14 protein-coding genes are annotated in these 20,869 nt (G+C 43.2%); 3 read left to right on the forward strand and 11 right to left on the reverse strand.

Annotated elements, in window-relative coordinates; all coding sequences use genetic code 11:
• Positions 1 to 11: 11 nt before the first annotated feature.
• Together D7322_RS24385 and D7322_RS24390 are read left to right on the forward strand one after the other, a co-directional pair.
• On the forward strand, positions 12 to 1,415 hold the full coding sequence (locus D7322_RS24385) for a RagB/SusD family nutrient uptake outer membrane protein (RefSeq protein ID WP_121126804.1): 1,404 nt from the start codon (positions 12 to 14) through the stop codon (positions 1,413 to 1,415).
• A gap of 11 nt (positions 1,416 to 1,426) precedes the next feature.
• Positions 1,427 to 2,899: a TlpA disulfide reductase family protein gene (locus D7322_RS24390; protein ID WP_121126805.1), complete on the forward strand. Its 1,473-nt coding sequence runs from the start codon at positions 1,427 to 1,429 to the stop codon at positions 2,897 to 2,899.
• A 150-nt stretch (positions 2,900 to 3,049) separates the two neighbouring features.
• Here the strand turns inward: D7322_RS24390 and D7322_RS24400 are convergent, their stop codons facing one another.
• The 6 genes from D7322_RS24400 to D7322_RS24425 all read right to left on the reverse strand — a co-directional run bounded on the left by D7322_RS24400 (position 3,050) and on the right by D7322_RS24425 (position 11,346).
• Positions 3,050 to 3,364 carry a hypothetical protein gene (locus D7322_RS24400; RefSeq protein WP_147430540.1) on the reverse strand — a complete coding sequence of 105 codons (315 nt, stop codon included), beginning with the start codon at positions 3,362 to 3,364 and terminating at the stop codon, positions 3,050 to 3,052.
• Positions 3,365 to 3,851: 487 nt separating this feature from the next.
• Positions 3,852 to 4,838: a metallophosphoesterase gene (locus D7322_RS24405; protein ID WP_245971452.1), complete on the reverse strand. Its 987-nt coding sequence runs from the start codon at positions 4,836 to 4,838 to the stop codon at positions 3,852 to 3,854.
• 26 nt (positions 4,839 to 4,864) lie between these two features.
• A complete protein-coding gene (locus D7322_RS24410; protein ID WP_121126808.1) occupies positions 4,865 to 6,514 on the reverse strand; it encodes a RagB/SusD family nutrient uptake outer membrane protein in 1,650 nt (549 codons plus the stop codon).
• A gap of 121 nt (positions 6,515 to 6,635) precedes the next feature.
• Positions 6,636 to 9,674: a SusC/RagA family TonB-linked outer membrane protein gene (locus D7322_RS24415; RefSeq protein WP_121126809.1), complete on the reverse strand. Its 3,039-nt coding sequence runs from the start codon at positions 9,672 to 9,674 to the stop codon at positions 6,636 to 6,638.
• 5 nt (positions 9,675 to 9,679) lie between these two features.
• Positions 9,680 to 10,738, reverse strand: a complete 1,059-nt coding sequence (locus D7322_RS24420; protein ID WP_121126810.1) for a FecR family protein — start codon at positions 10,736 to 10,738, stop codon at positions 9,680 to 9,682.
• 83 nt (positions 10,739 to 10,821) lie between these two features.
• Positions 10,822 to 11,346, reverse strand: a complete 525-nt coding sequence (locus D7322_RS24425; RefSeq protein ID WP_121126811.1) for an RNA polymerase sigma factor — start codon at positions 11,344 to 11,346, stop codon at positions 10,822 to 10,824.
• A 359-nt stretch (positions 11,347 to 11,705) separates the two neighbouring features.
• On the opposite strand from D7322_RS24425, the gene D7322_RS24430 reads away from it, so the two are divergent.
• Positions 11,706 to 12,056, forward strand: coding sequence for a hypothetical protein (locus D7322_RS24430; protein ID WP_121126812.1), 351 nt, complete (start codon positions 11,706 to 11,708; stop codon positions 12,054 to 12,056).
• A gap of 113 nt (positions 12,057 to 12,169) precedes the next feature.
• Here D7322_RS24430 and D7322_RS24435 read toward each other — a convergent pair whose 3' ends face one another.
• From D7322_RS24435 to D7322_RS24455, 5 genes are all read right to left on the reverse strand, one after another.
• The gene (locus tag D7322_RS24435; protein WP_121126813.1) at positions 12,170 to 13,243 is read right to left on the reverse strand and encodes a TlpA disulfide reductase family protein; all 1,074 of its coding nucleotides are present in this window, start codon (positions 13,241 to 13,243) and stop codon (positions 12,170 to 12,172) included.
• Between the two features lie 38 nt (positions 13,244 to 13,281).
• Complete coding sequence (locus D7322_RS24440; RefSeq protein WP_183078830.1) at positions 13,282 to 14,481, reverse strand: TlpA disulfide reductase family protein; 1,200 nt, start codon at positions 14,479 to 14,481, stop codon at positions 13,282 to 13,284.
• A gap of 7 nt (positions 14,482 to 14,488) precedes the next feature.
• Positions 14,489 to 15,691: a redoxin domain-containing protein gene (locus tag D7322_RS24445; RefSeq protein WP_121126815.1), complete on the reverse strand. Its 1,203-nt coding sequence runs from the start codon at positions 15,689 to 15,691 to the stop codon at positions 14,489 to 14,491.
• A 90-nt stretch (positions 15,692 to 15,781) separates the two neighbouring features.
• Positions 15,782 to 17,278, reverse strand: coding sequence for a RagB/SusD family nutrient uptake outer membrane protein (locus D7322_RS24450; RefSeq protein ID WP_121126816.1), 1,497 nt, complete (start codon positions 17,276 to 17,278; stop codon positions 15,782 to 15,784).
• Between the two features lie 7 nt (positions 17,279 to 17,285).
• Entirely contained in the window at positions 17,286 to 20,741 is a 3,456-nt protein-coding gene (locus D7322_RS24455) for a SusC/RagA family TonB-linked outer membrane protein (RefSeq protein WP_183078831.1), read from the reverse strand.
• Between the last annotated feature and the right edge of the window lie 128 nt (positions 20,742 to 20,869).

Consider the following 20,869-nt stretch of genomic DNA (forward strand, 5'->3'; position numbering starts at 1 on the left):
TTAAAATTCTTATGAAAAAGATACCATACCTACTTGCGATCATACCGGTTCTGTTTTTCGCTTCCTGCAATAAATATTTGGACATATTACCCAAAGGCAAGAAAATCCCCCAGACCTATGCGGATTTTGAAGCGCTGTTGCGCGATGAAGCAACTGTTCATCAGGTTCCTATCCCCCAGGCTATTATTTTGCCCAATGATCGATTTGTTTCCCCTTCCAATCTTAACTATTATAAATTATGGGATATAAACTATAACTGGAAGGAACAGGAGGACCGCAAAATCTACAACAATGCCGATGAAAGCACCTTTTATTATGCCTATTCGAGCATCTCTGTCTGCAATCTCATTCTAGAGCACGCGCCGACGATGACTGAGGCCACAGCCCAACAACGGGATGAACTGATGGCTACTGCCAGAATACTGCGGGCCATCAGTTATTATACCTTAGCAAATTATTATGCCGCAGGTTATGACAGTAAAACGGCGGGCCAATTGCTATCAGTTCCACTGATTGAAAGTGCGGATATTGGCGCACCTTCAAAACAGGTTACGATTGCCGAAATCTACGACTATATGATTAAGGATATCAAAGATGCACTCCCGAACCTGCCTACCACAGGACTAACTATCCTTCATCCAGGCAAAGGAGCGGCTTATGCTTTACTGGCACGGATCTACCTGCAGATGGACAACTATCCGGATGCATTGGAAAATAGCGAAAAAGCACTGGGATACAACGATAAACTATACGACTGGACAGCCTACTATAATGCCAATAAATCACAGATCGAAGACCCTAACAATTATACCTTGAAGAAAACGCCGATGGATTTTACCTATGTTGAGAATTACTATTTCAGACATGGTCAATCGCCAAACTATACATCCGCTGAGTTAGCCCTACAAGTAGAACGTGCAGCTGGTTTTGAAAAAGGAGACAGTAAATTCGCTTCGCGCTGGAAGTTGCGCACAATCGTACCCAACACCTATTACACCAGTACGATGGACGGATTCTATAATACCCAAGGACTGACGACTGTCGAAGTCTATCTGATTGCTGCTGAATGCCAGGCACGGCAGGGAAATATCCAAAAAGCAATGGATCTCGTCAACAAGGTGCGCAAGACAAGGATCCTTGCAGCAAATTATAGCGACCTAACCGCACAAAATGCCACAGATGCCATTAAAAAAATACAGCGGCTTAAACAGAATGAATTGATTCATTCCATTACCCCGTTTGCCGATTACAAACGCCTCAACAAAGAATCTGCTTTTGCGACAACACTGAGCAAAACGATTGATGGCAAGACGGTCCAACTGAGCCCGACATCACACCTCTGGATTATGCCTTTTCCATTGGGAGCAACCGAGAATCCGGGCAACGGGTCCATTAAACAGAATGTTGAAAAATAAAACAAAGAACCATGAAAGTAAAAGCTTTAACACTAGCACTCCTGCTGGCAGCAACGGCAGGTTATGCGCAACAACAAACGGCGAATAGATACGAACAATACCTTCCCATTATTGAAAAAGGTACATTGGCACAAAAAGATTCTTTGGCAAAAGCATTACTTGCAGAAGTAAAAGGTTACAAAACGGAAGCGGACTATCGTACGACCATCAATATCCTCCGTTCGCTGGACAAAGAAAACGAAATGGTTACCGTTGAAAATATCGCGAAAAAAAAATACCCAAAAGGCGCAATAACGCGCGATGTCTTTATCACGGATGTCTTCTACAATGCAGGCACGTCAACGGAGAAAGAAAAGGCCTATAGTGAACTGATCAAAAAATGGCCGGTCAAAAACTTCAGTGAAGAACCCCTGACCTATGATTACGTTCTGGCCAATTTGGCGCAGAGTTTTGCCAATGATGGAAATGCCCCAAAGGCTGTTCATTACTTGGGCGAAATGAAAGAGCGGTTCTGGCGTGGAAATGGCTATATTCCAGTTGGTCAGATCCTTCTAAAGGCAAGCGATACAACGACTGCCGCGCCACTTTTGAAGACTGCAATGGATGACAGTTATTATTACCTCACGCTGCCAGAAGAGCAAAAGGACAATAAAGCCCGCTTTGCATCGATGGGTTATGCCAGCTCGATGTCTGCTTATGTAAATATTCTTGTTGCGCAGAAAAAATATGCTGAAGCTCTCGAATATATCGAAAATGCGCTGAAAGCGGCGCCCGAGCAAGCCGATGGATTAGCCATGGTATACTATAAATCGCTGATGGGAACAGGCAGAAAGCTTGAGGCCTATAATATTTTAACAAAATTATATGCCAAAGGACAGTTTGCTGTCGAAAATGATCTTAAAAGATTATATACCGAATTAAACGGATCAGTCCAGGGTTATGAGCAGTTCAATGCTTCCCTGAAAGCGGAGTTAACGCAAAACATCCGCGACCATATCAAAGAGATGGCGACCTTTAGACCGGCCCCCAATTTCGAGCTCCTCAATCTAAAGGGTGAAAAAGTATCCCTCGCCAGCCTAAAAGGAAAAGTTGTAGTATTGGATTTCTGGGCGACCTGGTGTCAGCCTTGTGTACGCTCATTTCCTGGAATGAAAGCTGCCCAAGAATCCTATGCGAATGATAAGGATGTTCAATTCCTGTTTATGAATACCTGGGAGCGGGATAAGAACTACAAAGAAAATGTTGTATCCTTTATTACAAAAAACAATTATCCATTCGAGGTGCTGTACGACGATCAAAAAGATCCGCAGACAGGAAAAGTCATGGCAGCTCAATATGGTGTCAATGGTATCCCAGCCAAATTTATTATTGATAAGGAAGGAAATATCCGATACTTTCTTACTGGATCCACGTCCAATGTGGACTATATCAAATTGGAAATGAAAGAATTGATAGAAGCCGCTAAAAAACCTTACAAAGGCTAATAATCTTGTCTGCCTCTATCCAGAGGCAGACATACACAGCTCCTACTTTTATTCACTCACTTCGTGCTCATGAGCAGTTTCCGGTGTTTGTTTCCCCACTGGCTAAGTTGAGCTCAGATCGGAATCAATTCTTTGGCCGCTTCCGTCAACTCATATCTTACCCGAGGTGGCACTTCCTGGTTTTCCACCTACAGTTATGTTGATTTCCCCATTCTTAACCTCACAAAAATCTTCCAATATTTTTCCCATCATTTTATAATATCTGCTTTCGTTATACACCTCGACTAGGTCAGACGTATGGGCATCAAAATCACCACTGCTGATAATGATTTCGGAAAATGTTTTTTGATCGGGCCACAATGTTTTGAAAGCCTTAGCATCGCGGTTTTTTATCGCTTCAAATGCTTTGTGCAAATGTTTCTCAGCGGCAGCATTCTGCGCCATCGCTAGTGTATTTACTAGCATAACTAGTACGAGTAAGAGGTGTTTTTCCATAAAAGAAATAAATAATGAATTTTTTAAATATAAAAATATTCATCCCTGAAATGGGTAGTCATTTAACATTCGTCGTACTCGTTTTAAGATTCGTGTTGTTTGTGAACAAGGAAAAAGAGTGAAGCATTAGGAGTATCTAAGATGATGAGGGATATCAAAAAAACAATTGGTAAAATAGCTTCAGGCATTTTATTTTTAAAAATTGCAATTTTTCACTTCCTGAAACTATGAACAAATGTTGACTTTTGCAGTACCGCAAGATCTATTTAAAAACTAAAATAAAATAGGCTAGGGAATCAATCCCTAGCCTATAAAAAATACAATTAAATCAACTGCCTACGGTATCGAAATCCCGTCGTCAGTGCAAAAGGTTTTAAAAATTTTCTGTCTTTTTCACTATTCTTCATTTGCTACCGATACTGATTTTATCCGTTCACGGCTTCCTGTATTAGATTCGCTACGATTTGGGCAGGCTAAATTGATATATCTCGTGGCCCTGGTAGTCGATAATCTGGCATTTCAGCCCTTCTGCATTTATCGAAAAGTAGAAAAATCCATACTGATCCCTCGCGAAACGGCTGTAAGGAAGATTATTTTTGACCGGGGTTATCTCCGATCCTGCACCCGAGATAAACTGATGAAACTTCTTTCCTTCCACTTTTAGATGCTGTAGTGAATGTTCATGCCCAGAGAGGTAAATATCTACCCCCCGTTTTTCAAACATCGTTTCCAATACCTTTCGCACGGCAAGTGTATCGTAATTATCGGTACGTGGTCCGGCCGTATATAATGGATGATGACCAACAACAATTTTCCAATGGGCATCCGAGTTTTCCAACAGCTGATCTAACCATTCCAGCTGCTTTTCGGGCTGCTGTCCTGCCACATGAGGTCCATATTCACTGTTGGTATAAAATTCGGGGATCATCGGATTCGTATCAATAAATGCCATTAATACCTTTTTATCATCCCTGAGCTTAAATATCCTGCTATAGTAGCGTGCGGGCATCTTCCAGCGTCTGCTGATACCACTATAGCGGACCTGTGCATCCGGATCGGATTTGTAATCATGGTTACCCAGGATCGGATACCAATCCCATTGCAATGAAAATGCCGTATAAATATTCTCAAACGAATAATGCCATAAGGGATCATGCTCACTGACTACCCCCGAAGGATAAAAGTTATCACCTGTAGAGATGATAAAATCATTGGCATGCAGATCGGCCCATTTCCCCATTTGCTGTGCTACAGCGAGCTGGTGATCAGCGCCATTGCGTCCCCAATCCCCGACAGCTATAAAATGAAGATCATAGTCATCTTTTGGTTTGAATAATTGCTGTATATCCTCGCTTTCAAGCTGCGTCGGCTCTGCCAGTCCGAAGCTGCTTAGCGAAATTCCCCCCAGGCCAGCTGCTAGCGCCGTGCCGAGGGAATTTTTCATAAAAGTTCTGCGTTTCATAGATCAATTTAATAGCCAGGATTCTGCTTCCAATGTGTGTTTACGTTCAATACGGTAGTCGGTACCGGAAATATACGACGGAATTTCTCACTCATTCCAGCTGGGTAAAGTGAGCGGAAACCCCAGTTATCTTCAAACTTACCGTAACGGATCAGGTCATTCCTACGCCAGGATTCATCCGCAAATTCCCGTGCGCGTTCGTCCAGAATATCCTGTAGCCCCGGCGCGACCGTCAGCGCTGGTGCATTGACATAGGCGCGGACCTGATTGACCAAAGATTGTGGCGTCTGACCATTAGTGGGGGTTGCACCGCGAAGTATCGCTTCGGCTTTCATCAACAGAATATCAGCATAGCGAAATACAGGTACGTCGTTGCTCTGATTGCGCTGATTGGCTGATGTCACGGCTACATCCATATAGAATTTTATGGAGCGATATCCCATGGACCGCCCTTTTTGGTCATTGCCGGCATTTAATGTAGCAGCACCATCGGGACGCAAGACAATATCCCGCGAGGTTTCCATTTGCCAGTCAAATTGCACGTCAGCATCGGCACCTTTATAATCCTGATCTATACCACGTTTAGAAGTTTTGATCAGGAAAGGACGGCTTTTATCTTCAGCGTAGTTAGACCAATAATATTGCTTGCCACCGATATACGATGCGTTGCGTTCGTCTCCTTCCAAATTAAATTTGTCCAGGTAAGATGGTAACACACGAAAAGTACCCCCTACACTTTGCGGCAATTGGGCGAACTGATTCTGCCCACTGCGGTGGATCCAAAAACGTGCATAGGTCATCCCTTGCTGTTTTTCCCGGTCAAAGGGCACGGCGAAAATAAAATCTTTGATCTGATACCCATTGTCAGGGCGAAATTTGGCCATAAACTTATGACTCGTGAGGTTAAACTGACCAGAAGCAATGATCTCGTCGCATAGGGCAACAACATCATTTAGTTTCTGATTCGGGGTAGCGGGCGAATAGCTGGCTACATCCGCCGTCGTGTAGACGTTCCAGTTGAGGTACAATTTTGCCAACAGCGCTTCAGCCATATATTTTGTTGCTTTTCCGTATGTTGCAATGGACACCGTTGTCGGCAGGAGATCTTTTACGGCCAACAATTCAGACTCAATAAAGCGGCAGACGTCAGCCCGGCTGGAACGCTCAGGTACAGCGTCGATGGGCCCGGTAATCAAGGGTACTGCACCAAAGTTATCCATCAGTATAAAATAATAATATGCACGAATGGCGCGTGCGGGGGCAGTAAATTCGGCTTTGTCGGCACCGAACAGCGTAATCGCATTATTGGCTAGGGTGATGCCGGTCGAAGCCGAATTCCACATACTGGGCAGCAAACCATTGTCTGCGGTCCAGTTGTGCAGGTGAAATTCACGGTATCGCCCACCATCGTAATAATCCGTACCGATAGCGACACTGACGGCCTCATCTGCAGAAAGCGTCTGAATCATCCAGTGGTCACGGCCCAGTGCTCCGCGGTAGGCCGCGTATACATCGGCCAAAATCGCTTCGGCGGCACGCTCGGTGTTGGGGAACTCCGTATGCTGTGATTTTATATCAACATCCAGATCGGTGCAAGAAGCTATTGAAAAGGCAAAAGCCGATAGTGTGAATAAACGAATAAAAAATTCTGATTTCATATCTAAATATTATTTGATGAGCCTGCTATGCTCTGTTATCCATTTAATGATTCGATCCATCCCCAGTCTCCTTCGATCTTGTAAAAATCTTTCGAAAGGGGACCTTCCATTGATCAATGTCTTAAAGATTAAAATTTAGGCCAAACATAAAAGTGCGCGTACGGGGGTAGGTCTGCCGGTTATCGATCCCGGGTGTCAATCCGCCCAGCCCCACCTCCGGATCGATCCCTTTGTATTTTGTCAGTACAAACACATTGTTCATTGTGGCATAGACCTTAAGATTTTTCACAGGTATATTTTTGACCGGTAGGTTATACGCTAGCGTGACGTAGGCCAAACGTAGAAAACTTCCATTCTCCAGATAGCGATCTGACAGGTAATGCGCATTGATGTCCGTCATCCGTTCAGTCTCCAGTACACTGGCGAGCAGATTTTTTTGGCCTGCATTTCCGACGACATTCGAATGGCGTGCACGCGTAGCATTCAAGATCTTCTGACCAAAGGTTCCCTGAAACATGCCCGTTAAAGAAAAGCTTTTATAGGATAGGCTATTGTTCCAGCCCAGCGTCAATTTCGGCTGCGGACTTCCCGTTACGGTCTGATCTTTCTTTTGCGGGGTGATCGTGGTCTCGCCGGTACGTTCACCGGTCTTTTCATCCCGCGCATAGAATACAGACACACCATTATCGTTATAGCCAGCCCATTCCCAGGTATAGAATTGCCCGATGGGCGCACCCGGCGTCAAACGCTGCTGAAAAAAATTACTTTGACCGGCCCCACCTAGATCCGAAAGCTCAATATAATCCTGAGTGAACTGCTGATTGGCAATGCTCACGACCTTATTACTGTTATGCGACAGTACCAGTCCAGTATTCCATTTGAACTGCTCTTTATCAATAGCTTTTGCATTTAGTGTAAGCTCAATCCCTCGGTTTTCAATTTCGCCCACATTGGCTGTCAGTATCGGAAAGATGTATTTCGACTGGCTTACCTGATAATCGTAGATCAGATCATTTGTTTTCTTCTTGTACAGTTCCAATGATCCCGTGAGGCGATTATTGACGAATCCAAAATCCAGTCCGAGATTGATCATGCTGGTAGTTTCCCATTTTAGATCCGGATTGCTATTTCGCAGTACCTGCAATGTCCGCAATGGACTTATCAAGCCTTGCGCATTCACATAATCAAAGAACTTCGAAGATGCCCCTTGGACACTTTGTGCGGTAAAGGCATCAAAGCCGAGCGAATTCCCACTTACACCATATCCCGCACGCAACTTTAAGTCATCAAAAATCCCCATTTCACGAATAAAGGATTCCTCAGAAAGCCGCCATGCGGCAGATACCGAAGGAAAGGTGGCCCAACGGTTATTGGTACCAAAAGCTGATGAACCATCGCGCCGTACTGTGGCCTGGAATAGATATTTGCTGTTATAGGCGTAATTTATCCGTCCGTAGACCGAGATCATGCGCAAAGTCGAAAGATAATAATTTCCAAAGCCCAGCAGATCGACCACATTCGCCATTCCCGGATTATAGTAACTTAAATCATCATTGTAGTAATCGGACGTCGTCAGTTGGAAGCCATCGTTGTTGTTATTCTCTTCCCAGGAGTAGCCCGCCAGAGCCGACACTTTATGTTGACCGGCAAATGTTTTTTCATTGTTCAGGTTCATTTCCATCACTTTGCGTTCGTCTTCTACCGCAGCACGGATAGACTTGCCATTTTGTCCGCGTGCAGCCATTGAAAACATGGAGTTGTACTGCGCATTGTTGAATTGCCTGTTTTGCAGGGAAAGATCAATGTTATACTTCAGTCCCGGCAATATTTCATAGCCCAATTTGGCATGCGCTTGCAGTACTTTGGTTTTGGAAAAATTTGTATTTTCCTCGATCAGCGATACCGGATTGGCATATTGTGAGCGGTCAGGTTTTTCAAACCAGGAGCCATCGGCTTTTTTGACAGGAGATACCGGCAGATAGTAGTACATGCCATCATACACACTGAGTCCTTGATCCAGGGCGAGTACATCGTTCTGTTTGGTGATACTCGCATTGATATTAAAGGAAGCAGTCAACCGGTCGTTAAGCGCTTTGGTTTGCAAAAAAGCCCGGGCGATCTGCCGCCCCATATCCGTTCCCTTAATGACACCGTTATTTTTGATCGTATTAAGGCTGATGCTATATTGAGTTTTTTCGGTTCCACCCAGGATTGAAATATTATGGTTATTAGACACTCCTATTCGTTCCACTTCACGCTGCCAGTCGGTATCGGCCCCTAGATCATCCGTGGGCTCCATGGAAAAACCATTGTCTTTAACATACGAGCGATATTGCGCTGCATTCATCATCTCGTAATGTTTGGCCACCTTGTCTATCGCCAGGTAACCATTGTAACTGATGTTTGTCTGACCTGACTTTCCACGTTTGGTGGTAACAATGATAACGCCATTAGCTGCTTTGGATCCATAAATTGCTGTAGCTGAAGCATCCCGTAGCACATCGATGGAGGCGATATCGTCCGGCGCTATCAAAGCCAGAGACGCCCCGGGGACACCATCAATAACATAATAAGGTTCCATCGCTTCACCACTACGCAATGTTGAAGCTCCTCTGAGGCTGATGGAAGGCGTTGCATTGGGATTACTATTGTTTGTCGAAATCGTTAAACCCGCCACTTTGCCCTGAAGCATCTGCGCTGGCGAAGTAAATACACCAACATTGGCGTCTTCAGCTTTGATGGTGCTGATCGAACTGGTTACGTCTTTTCGGGACACACGGCCATAGCCGATGACAACTTCATCCAGTTTAACCGAACTTTGCTGCAGTTTTACACTGAGCGACAATGGCTTTCTGGCCTCAATAACGAAACCCGATAAGGTGTCCGCCTGAAACCCGACGGCGGAAAACACAAATTGATACCCACCCCGTTCGACTAAGTTCTGAAAATGGAATAAGCCTTGGCTATTTGTACTTGTCGTCACGCTTTGGCCTCCATTTACCTGGATAGCCTTCACGCTTACACCCGGAAGAAATTCACCTCTTTCATTCTGTACAGCTCCCTTCACTTGATCCTGCTGGGCATGTACATGACCCAGTCCAGCAGAAAGCAGCGCAAGAACAAGCAGGTTCTTTTTTTGTGGATTAGTTTTTTTGAGCATATCTGTTAGTTGTTTAAATTTTCGGTTTTCGTTTTTTCCTGTTTATAAAGGGTATAACTTCCATCGGGATTTGTGACATAGCGCAATTCATTGATCAGGCAGATTGTTGTCAGGATATCCTTCAATTTCTCTTTGTGTATATCGATCTCTCCTGTATAATGAATCTCGGAAATCAGGTGATCGGCGATATGGATCTTATGTCCAAAAGCATTCTCTAGCCCCTGGAGCACGATAGGCATGGGGATATTTTTCAGGTTTAACAGCTCGGTTGCTGACAGATCAGGTTCTTTTGCGATACGCTTTTTACGCGGTATCTCCACGGTTGTAAGCCCCCGTCTGTTCACAGACAGTCTCTGTCCGGGGCCATTCAGAAATACCTCCCTGAAACGGTTAGAGACAGAGGATATAAGCACCTTGCCTGTATGTAGGGCTACGGTCACGGCTTTATTCTGCATAGAAGTATTGATCGTAAAGGAAGTACCGAGCGCTGTGGTTTTAGTCCCGGCGGCAAACACAGAAAATGGGCGCCCGGGATCAGAAGCGACATCAAAGTAAGCTTTACCGACCAGCTGTATATCTCTGCTCTTGCCTGTAAATTCTTTCGTGTACCGAATATGACTTCGAGAAAATAACCGCACACGGGACCCGTCAGGTAAGTCCAGCAGCATGCTTTGTGGATTCTTATTTTCAATTAGCGTCCAACTGGTATCTTTGTCTGCAGCTGGCTGTTGCGCCACAGCGCCCCCTTTATTGGATAGAGCAGGTTCCTCTTTGGTCCACTGGCTGATAAAATGAAAGGAAAAAAACACAAGAACCGCTGCTGCCGCTGTATAACGCAACATACGAACGACCCTATGTTTACGAATGATCTTCCGCTCTTTCCGCTGCTCCGCTGCCAGAATTTCTTTCTGGATGAATGACAGCATTTTATCCCCGGGAATCTGTTTATCGGACTTTGCTCCATCGAATTGCGCCCAATCTTCGTCCTTGAAAAGACCGTTTATTAAGAACGGCATTTTCCATATCTTCTTTCGGATGTTATCCTGCTTTTTATCCTGCTTCATATACCTATTACGCAGGCCAAAGCCCTATCCCTTACTTCTTAACAATTATTTAATACAGGTAAGGTTTTCTTAATATTAAGGACTTATAACATAATCGTATAGAGGTGCTGTTTAAGCTGCAAAAGTGCTTTGCTGATATGTTGTTCCACTGTTTTGGTGGAAATGGAAAAGCGGGCGGCGATTTCTTTGTGTGAAAGCCCTTCTTTACGGCTGAGTTCAAAAACTTTTCGACGCATATTGGGCATATTCTGGATATCCATCTCCATGATACGGAGCAGATCCTTACTTTCAACGGAGTTTATCAGACTATCTGTAAATGGGGTAACAGCAGTCTGGCCTTCATATTTAAATCTGGCCGCTTCTTTACGTAATAAGTCTATCATTACCTGTCTTGCCATTCCAAAAAGCTGAACCAGAATAACACGTTGCTCGTCCAGCTTCGCTCTCTGATTCCATAACCTAATGAATGTAAGCTGTGTAACCTCTTGGGCGATGTATTCCGATTGTGTCCGCTTGAGCACAAAACCATAAATCTGTGTATGATATTGTTCATAAACTAGATTGAAACTTTTCTGATTATCGGATTTAATGGATTTGATATGTTCCATGCTGCTCCAAAATTAACGGGCCTAATGTTAATTTTTTATAAAGGTTTGGTAAATTAATGCCTTTCATAAAAAACATGAATTCCTAAGGAACCATGGCTATTTAAGTTGGACCCTGAATGGCTATTCCCAGTCCATGGCATAGGCAACTTACTTTCCTTCATGCCTGTTTTCATTGAAAAACAACGCTTCCACTCAGGACCAGCTGTTCAGCATACAGCAGCGTGCCCCCGAATCGTTTATTTCGTCCTCCTATTGCCGACTTTTGATCCAGTAAAGCAGATTCAGCTCGTATAAAAATTGTTTAACAGCTGGATTACACCACAATATTTTGTAGTTTTAACACACGAACAAAACAAAAAATGAGCAATAGGATATTTATTAAAGGAATTATTGGAATTTTTATTTTGGCGAGTGCGAGTTCATGCTCTAGTCAGAAGAATACAGTTCATATGGAACAACAAGTTTCACAACAAGAAGTTATAGGAACCATTACCGCCATTGAAAACGGAAAAGATGGATATATGGCAACCGTTAAGGATAAAAAGGGTGCAATTTCGATTGTAACCATAAGTATTGTCAATCTCCAGAAATCAGGTGGAACATTCAAACGTTACAATATTGGTGATAGGATCCAAGCCAAAGGAGAATTTTGGAGAGACCAGGCCGGTGTCATGCATATCACTGCCAAGTCTATAAAGGAAGTCAAATAGATTTATTTCCAGTCTGCCGAATGTGCATAGGATAAAAGGACGGCCGGCGAAAGTCCGTCCTTTTATTTGTCATAACCAAATCAATCGAATCCAGTCCGCGATATCTTATCTTTTTAGTTATCAAAAAGTTCCTTCAGTTTTTCACTCAATGTCTCACCACGTAGGTCTTTGGCAATAATCACACCGTTGGGATCAACAAGCAAGGTACTCGGGATTCCCATAATACCATAGTAAGAAGAGACTTCATTATTAAAACCTTTTAGATCAGAAACCTGAGTCCAGGGCATCGCATCGTCCTTAATGGCCTTTTTCCATTTGTCTTCATTATCATCCAGTGAAATACCCAAAACCGTAAAGTTCTTATCTTTATATTTATTGTATTCTTTCAAGACGTTGGGATTCTCTTGCCGGCATGGCCCACACCAGCTTGCCCAAAAATCAACGAGTACATATTTTCCTTTAAACGATGAGAATGACACTAATTTTTTGTCGAGGTCTGCCTGCGAAAAATTTAACATTGCAGTACCGATAGCACTACGTTTTAATATGTCTAATCTATTGGCTAGCGCTTTTCCCTGCATGGTATTTTTCATCGCTGCTGATAATATGGCATATAAGGGTTGAATGTCTTCATACTTACCCACCATAGCACGGTCAGCAACTAAACTAAGGCTATAAAAACTGGACGGATACTTTTTGATATATTCTGCGGCGCGTTCCCTTCTAATATTTCTGAAATTACTAATCTTCGCTTCAATTTGCTTTTTTTCTTCCGCGGTCGCTTTTCCATACTGTTGATAGAGCGGATTTTCCTGATCTGTTATATCTTGTAAAGAGTTTTGATAGGCATCGGCTTCGTCTTGTAGGGAAGATCCTTTTACTTGTAGTTTGTCTAATTCTTCTGCCGTTCCGGTTAAAGACATATTTTTTGCTTCTGCAAAAAATTCAACATACCGTTCTGGAAACATGATGGAAATTTTCTGCGGTTCATGGATTGCTGCTGACCAGGTAAACTGGCCGCCTTTAGTCTGAACGGTGTCCATTTTGGGCGCTCCGTTTACTGATCTATAAAAGACGATCTCCCCATCTTTTAATCCTTTAATATTTCCGTTGAGCTGCGCTTTCTGAGCCCATGCAGTGCAGGTCACTACTAGTAATCCTGCCGTTAATTTAATTTTGTTTATCATTTAATATTTTTTTATATGTGATCATAATCCTGTTATGTCTATCGGAATATTTCAGTGAGCTTTTGATCGAGGTCTGCATCCGTGCCGGCGCCACTACCATAGCGTCCAATGATTAGGCCTTGAGGATCGATCAATATTTTTGTTGGTAATGTAGATATGCCGTATTGACCACCGATGTAATTATCATCCCGCTCTCCTTTTCGTAATTTCTCGATATTTTGTCCTGACAACACGTGCTTCCATACAGCAATCTTATCATCTTCGACAGCTTTTCGCCATGCCTTTTCATTCCCATCATCAGATGCTACACCAATGATTTCAAGGCCTTTTTCCTGGTATTTAGTATAAAGGGCCAGTAAATGTGGATTTCCTTTACGACAAGGCACACACCAACTTGCCCAAAAGTCCAGCAATACATATTTGCCTTTGTGAGCCGATAAAGTTAATGGGGTACCATTGATGTCTGTACTTGTAAAATCGGGCGCATTTACCCCCACAGACCCACGGCGAATGGCCTGTATCTTAGATTGGACATAACGACCTGCGATACTGTGTTTGGCTCCAGTGCTGAGGGCTTCATATCTTTTCGCAGACTCTTCCACCGGCAACTGGCCTACTGCATACATCAGTCGATTTGCGGCGGTAAATCCGTTAGGATAATGTTCCAATACTTGATCCTCGGTCGCACGAATTTGTGCATGAAATGGCTCCATTTCTTTCTGAACAGCATTCATTTCAGCCCGTATAATTTTTGACGATGCCGTATCTTTCTGTTCTCCTATTGCCAGGTATTTCTCCACCACACGATTATAGTGTTGTTGAGCGGGTTGCATATTGATCCGGATGCTGGCTTGTTTTTTATTGAGCATTTCTTGTTCCGCATTGGAAATAGAGCCTTTAAGCTCGCCTAGCCCAAATTGGTTGTAATCGATGGTTAACGTCATCTCTCCGGGCTCAAGAATAAGGGGTAAACGCTTATTTGCTGAGCGTTCGCTCTTTTTTTCCATCAAAACTTCGGCTTGCGTGGGGTAGGCGAGCTGTCCTGTGAAGACAAATTTCCCTTGATTTAACTGCATGCTATCCATCCGTCCATTTTCGCCGTCTGCAATCGAGAGGTAGATATAACCATCCGCTTTTCCAGCTACTTTTCCAATTAGCGTAAATGATTTGGACTGCGCGAAAAGTGGCCCTGCCACCAATAGTAAGCTAATTTGTATTATGATTTTTATTGCCTTCATCTGTAAATTATTTACCAAAAACTGCATTCAATTTTGCATCAAGATCAGCATCAGATCCGCCTCCGGAACCATAGCGACCAATAATAACGCCTTGGGGGTCAATCAATATTTTGGTGGGAAGCGTATGGATCCCATAATGTTCGGATATGTCCTGCGAGCGGTCGATGACGTTGTTTTCCATTTTAAGTCCACGAAGAACATGTTTCCAGATCTGTATCTGATCCTGCTCCACCGCTTTCTTCCAGGCAGCTTCGTTACGGTCGTCATCAGAAATACCGATGATCTCAAAACCGGCATCTTTATATTTATTATAAACGCTGATCAAATGTGGATTTCCCTGTCTACAGGGCACACACCAGCTCGCCCAAAAATCGAGTAGCACATATTTGCCCCTGTAATCTGCCAAACTAAGAGGTTTACCATCTATGTCAGGTTTCGAAAAGACATAGGCCGGGTTCCCTGGGGACCCGCTACGCATTTTTTTGATTTCATCAAAGACCTCTTTTCCATAACTGCTGTTTTTTACGTCGGAAGTGAAAGAATGGTATACTTTTTCAGCTTCCGCCAATGTCATCCCCGATATCTTAAAACGCATCAGATAGGCAGATACAATAGACTGTGGGTTTTTCGCAATAAAGTCGCGGTCTATTTCTTCCTGCTGCTTTTGGAAAGGTTCAAACTTGTCCCGGAAAGCATAGTTATCAATTTTCATTGCCTCTACCTTCTTTTCCATTTCTTTTAGCGTTTTGCTTGCTTTGGCATATTCTTCATTGCGCTTCTGATACTCTGCACGCAACGGCTCCATGGCTTTATTGATCGGTGCCTTTTGCTCATCGAGGCTTTTTAACTTATCGTTCTCTTTTGATCCGGTAAGTATGCTTTTATTTATACTGTCCGGATCAAGCGTCATTTTCATTGTTGTAGGTTCAAGAACAACTGAAAAGATATTGTCAAACGAAAGTGCCTGCCCGCCCAAGCTGATATAGCCAAATGTTGGCCCGGCAACGGCTCCCGTAAACTTGAACTTCCCGTTAGCAACTACGACACTGTCTTTTATTTGATTATCGTTACCCGTACCATAAGACAGATGGACATACTTTCCGTTCAGCTCTGGGGCCAGTCCGTTAATCACAAATTTCTTTTGGGCTGACACGGTTAACGAAGTCATCATTACGGCCATAAGCGCTATAAATTTATTGCTAGTATTCATGTTTTATCTCTTTAATTTTTAGTTTTTGTTTATTCCTGTCAATACTTTTTAAGCCAGGCATATCTGCTATTCTGTTGGTGTCAATTATAGTTATGGGTTCTGCACGAGGTTTGGATTGCTCGCAATTTCTTCATCAGGGATCTTCATCAGTATTTTTCCTTCGGTAGGTTGTACCGTCATAGACGAAGATTTGCCCGATGCATAATCGCGTACCATTGAAAGACCGTTTCTAAATTCATCATAACTCGCATGGCCTTCAAAGGCAAGTTCGATTTTACGCTGTTTTAAAATCTCTTTGAACAGCGCCTCACCCGCTAAGTTCTCAAGCGCAGTCAATCCGGCACGTTTCCTGATGATGTTTACATCAGCAAGAGCCGCAGCATTTTTTCCCAATTTGACCGATGCTTCGGCTCTATTTAAATACATCTCTGCTAATCTTAGGTAACGGTACGGAGAACGGCTGTATAAAGAAGCATAGCCAATATTGTATTTATTGCATGCCAAGTGATCCTCTGGAAAGCCCGGTGTTATATTTTCGACATAGAATGCTTTTCTAAGGTCCTTTTCATCAAACAGGGATAGAAGATAAGGTGAAGGTCGATAGAGCCCACCTGTATAATTTATTTGAGAAGGCATCTTAAAGAGGTTGGCAATCAAACCATTCATAAATTCACCATTAATAGCAAATATGTCTTCTTTGTTGTTCAGGTTGTCCGTATCGTAATATTTTTTAAAGGCATCTCCTTGTATAAGTTCATAGCCCCCTTGACGAATGACCTTATCAGCGTATTCAAAGGCTTTTTGATTCGCTTCGTTATTTGGTGACGAAAAAGTACCGCCCCTGTAGAGTTCTACCCGGGACAATAGTGCTTCTGCCGCCGAACTACTCGCGTAACTATTGGATTTCTGCTGTTTAAATAATGGGACCGAAGTCTTCAGATCGGATACGACCTGCTCATATATTTCAGCGACGGTTGCCCGTTTGGGTGCGAGGCCCGGTGCAAATTCATCATTGACCACCAACATCACGCCGAGCGAATTTCCATTACCTTGGTAGAATGGCATTCCATACAAACGGACCAGATTAAAGTAAATATAACCACGAAGAAATAATGCTTCCGCCTTTGCCTGCAGAATTACTGGATTAGTTTCGTCGTCTTTCACGTTGGCAAGCACTTTATTAATGTGCAACATAACGTTGTAGCTATTACGCCAAAAAGCATATGTATAGGAGAGATCTCTATTTGAAGAATTAATATAGTCAAATAGGTCAGTATTCCGGTTTACTTGCGCATCAAGGGCACGTATGGTATTTCCCCTGGCTTCTGAAAGAAAAATTTGCAAGTCCGTAAAACCAACCCCTATTGCGCTTTCTGACCCAACAGCAATTAGGTTATAAATACCCGACACTGCTTTTGAATAGCCAGACGGCGTATCAAATTGTCTTTCTTCAAAAATGACATTATGCGGCCTGAGCTCATCAAGTTGTTTGTTACAGGATGTAAGACCTAACCAAGTCAGTGCGATTAGAACAACATATCGTAATGTATATAATTGTCTATTGTTATATTGAATATTTTTCATCATTTACAAATTAAAATGTCAGCTGCATCCCGAGTAAAAACCTTCTTGGATTGGCAAAACCGGTACCCGCCCCACCATAGCTTGTGTTTACCCCTCCTAAGACGGCTCCTTCCGGATCTACGCCTACAAAATCCTTATGCTTGATCACATATAAATTATCGCCGCTAACAAAAACATCTGCGCGAGCTAGCTTCAAGGCTTTTAACACGCCGTTAGGCAAGCTATAGGTGAACCTGACATTGCGCAAACGGGCATGACTTGCATTCCCCCACATTTTGGATGAACGATAGGTGAGTGCAGTCCATGCATTCGGATCGGTGCTGAATACATCAGGATAATTCGCTTGCATATCCCCGGGCCCCTGCCAGACATGCTGATTATCGGCAAAAACAACATTATTACGGCCGAGCCTAGGCGCAGTTGGAGCCTGGAAATTATTCACTAAAGACATTTGGGTATAGTTGCCCACCTGAAACCACCACTCGACATTTAAGCTGTAATTTTTGTATTGAAAGCTGTTGGTAAATCCACCGAAAAAGCGTGGCGTAGCCTGCCCTACCCGTTGCCAGTTGGCCAAGTTGCTCACTTGCCCAATACCTTCCACAATTATTTGATTACCCTTTTCATCAAAATTATAGTGCTGCATATTACCGTTCTCAGGATTGATGCCTGCAAATTGGATCGCTTTGATCACATTGATATCTTCGCCAATTTTTCGATAATATGATCTGGAGTAAGAATCCAAAAGCGAATCCTGATACAGTCTGGTAAGCTTATTTTTATTGTAACTAAAATTAAAACTGGTATGCCAGTTGAAATGAGCAGACTTTACATTATGGGTGCTCAACGATACTTCGATACCCCGGTTAACGATCTGTCCAACATTCTGATATTGTGTTAATGCACCCTGTGCAGAAGGCAAACTGACCTGCTGTAATAGACCATCACTACGTTTGTGGTAGATATCCGCAGACAAATTGATCCTATTCTTTAAAAGTGCGATATCGAGACCGATATTGCTGTTGTGAAGTGTCTCCCAAGAAATCATCGGATTAGCCAATTGCGTGATCACTGCGCCGATATTATCGACCTGCTCATATCGAGCTGTCTCCGAATAAAATGTCGTATTTAGGTATCCGTCGCCCAGGTCTCTACCAGATGTACCGTAAGAAGCGCGAAGGCGCAAATTATCAATAGCCTTAATGTTTTTAAAAAAGCTCTCTTTGGATATATTCCATCCGCCACTGAACGAGTAAAAAGTACCGTATCGTTTGTCGCGTCCAAAATTGGTCGTCGCATCCGTACGAACGGAAATTGAAGCCATATAGCGGCCTGCATAGCTGTAGTCAGCCTGCCCGAATACCGAAAAGGTGGCGCGTTCCTGATAATTTCCCGATGGTTTGTAAGGAAATCCATATGCCACATTGATCACACTTCCAAAATTTTGTGCGGCCCCCATATTCCGCTCACTGGGCAATACATTATACATGTCTATGTCCATGATTTCTGTGGTCCTTTTGCCCCATTCTTGTCCTACCAACGCACTGATAACATGATTACCGCCGACCGTCTTGTTGAAATTCAATGTATTGGACATAAGGTAATCAACGAATTTAGTATCATCAATCTCTAGCGTTCCATTAGGTAAAACGGCACTTGTCGGAGAGAATAAATAAGGGTATCCACCATACTTTCCGGAAAATGAACGTGGATCTAAGTAAGAATTGACATTGGTACCTACAAAATTAAGCGAGTTGGAAGTCTGAACGCTTAAAAAAGGAAGTATATTATACCGCAGACTTATGCTGGCTAAATGATTTTGTACCTTTGTCAGCTTCGTATTATCATATCCCGTTTCCGCAAGAAAATTCTGCGTCCATGTTGTGTAAGCAGGTCCATAATTACTCGACTGTCGCACAGGCAGACTGTCCAATAGATTGCCGGCATTATCATACGGATACATAAATGGCTGGATCATATATAATTCAGGCACCCCGTTGCGTTTGGTGATCCGGTCAATAATAGAGCTTACATTGATACGTGCAAGTAATTTACTTGAAATAGCATGGTCAATATTAAATCTTATATTTTTTCGGTCAAAACCATTATCATATAATGCTCCATTTTCCTTAAACCACCCGACTCCCATATAAAATTTAGTTTTATGGGTACCATGACGTACCCCTACTTCTGTATTGGTAAAATTTCCATTGCTATAAATTTTATCTTCCCAATTGAAATTACGCGTACGATCTTCATCCGTATAGACGCGGCGTTCGCGAATAAAATCGGCGACGTTCGGAAATGTCGTCCTTATGGAAGGAGTTTGCTCCCAATAGCGTTTCATCTGCGTATCCATAAAATCAATAAGTTCGGTCGTGTTCATAAACCGGATGTCCCTTACTGGCTGTATTACCCCAGCCTGCACCCGCGCTTCCACTGTGCTTTTACCAGCCTGTCCCCGTTTCGTAGTCACGACAATGACCCCCTGTGCAGCCCGGGATCCATAAATAGCTGTAGATGCAGCATCTTTTAGCACGCTGATATCTTCAATATCAGCCGGATTGACCGCATCCTGTAAGGACTGATAATTGGTGATCACACCATCGACAACAATCAGTGGACCGAGGTAATTGTTTGTAGGGGTGGTCATTGACGATTGTCCCCTTGCAATCACCTGACCTTTTGCTCCCGACTCTCCGGTACTCTCCGTAATATACAGACCTGTCGTTTTTCCTTTAAGCATCGATAGCACATTGGGGGTGCTGACGCTGTTACGAAGTTCTTCACCCTTGACAGATTGTACCGCGCCGGTCACTTCAGAAGCCCGTTTGGTCAGGTATCCCACCACGACAAGCTCTTCGAGGCTTTCAGCAAGAACATCCATCCTGATTGTACCGATATTTTCAGTCGCAGCCAGATTAAGGCGACGGTAGCCAAGCAGCGATATTTCCAAAAAACTTTGTTTTGGTACGCTTTCGATAATGATTTCCCCATGGCTATCTGATTTAGAATCCTTTATAACATGTTTATTTGCCGAAATGACCCTGATGGTTACGCCAATGAGGGGCCTAGCCAGCGAATCGACCACCCGCCCCCTAACTGTTATCGTCTCTTGTTGTCCATTATCGTCTATTTGCGCAAGATTAGATACTGTTGGGGTGTTTTCTCTTTCTCTGATGGTGATGAGCTTACCCTGTATCTTGTAGCTCAGCTGTAAACCATGAATAATCTGCCGGATGGCTTGATCCAACTCCATTTCTTTTATATCAATGGCAATTCGGGTATTGCTATTGACCCGTTTTGCAGACCACAGATAATGGTAACCAGTTTGTTTATTGACTTCGCGAAAAGCCTCTTTGAGTGTGATGCTCTTATTTTTCAGTGTCACCTTTTGCGCGAGAGCCGTAGCACTTATCTGTAGACAGACCAAAAAACAGCTGATGGTTGTCAGTGAAATTTTCATAATGTAGGGTTTCGTTCGACTAAAAAGCCGATGCACATCTTTTTTAATTATTTTATACATTTGTTTGGTTAGTTAGGTATTAAATGAGTTTTCAAGATGATTTGATAACGGCTAACTTCATGATCGGG

Origin of the sequence: Sphingobacterium puteale, from assembly GCF_003627955.1 — a bacterium.
GTDB classification, from domain to species: domain Bacteria; phylum Bacteroidota; class Bacteroidia; order Sphingobacteriales; family Sphingobacteriaceae; genus Sphingobacterium; species Sphingobacterium puteale.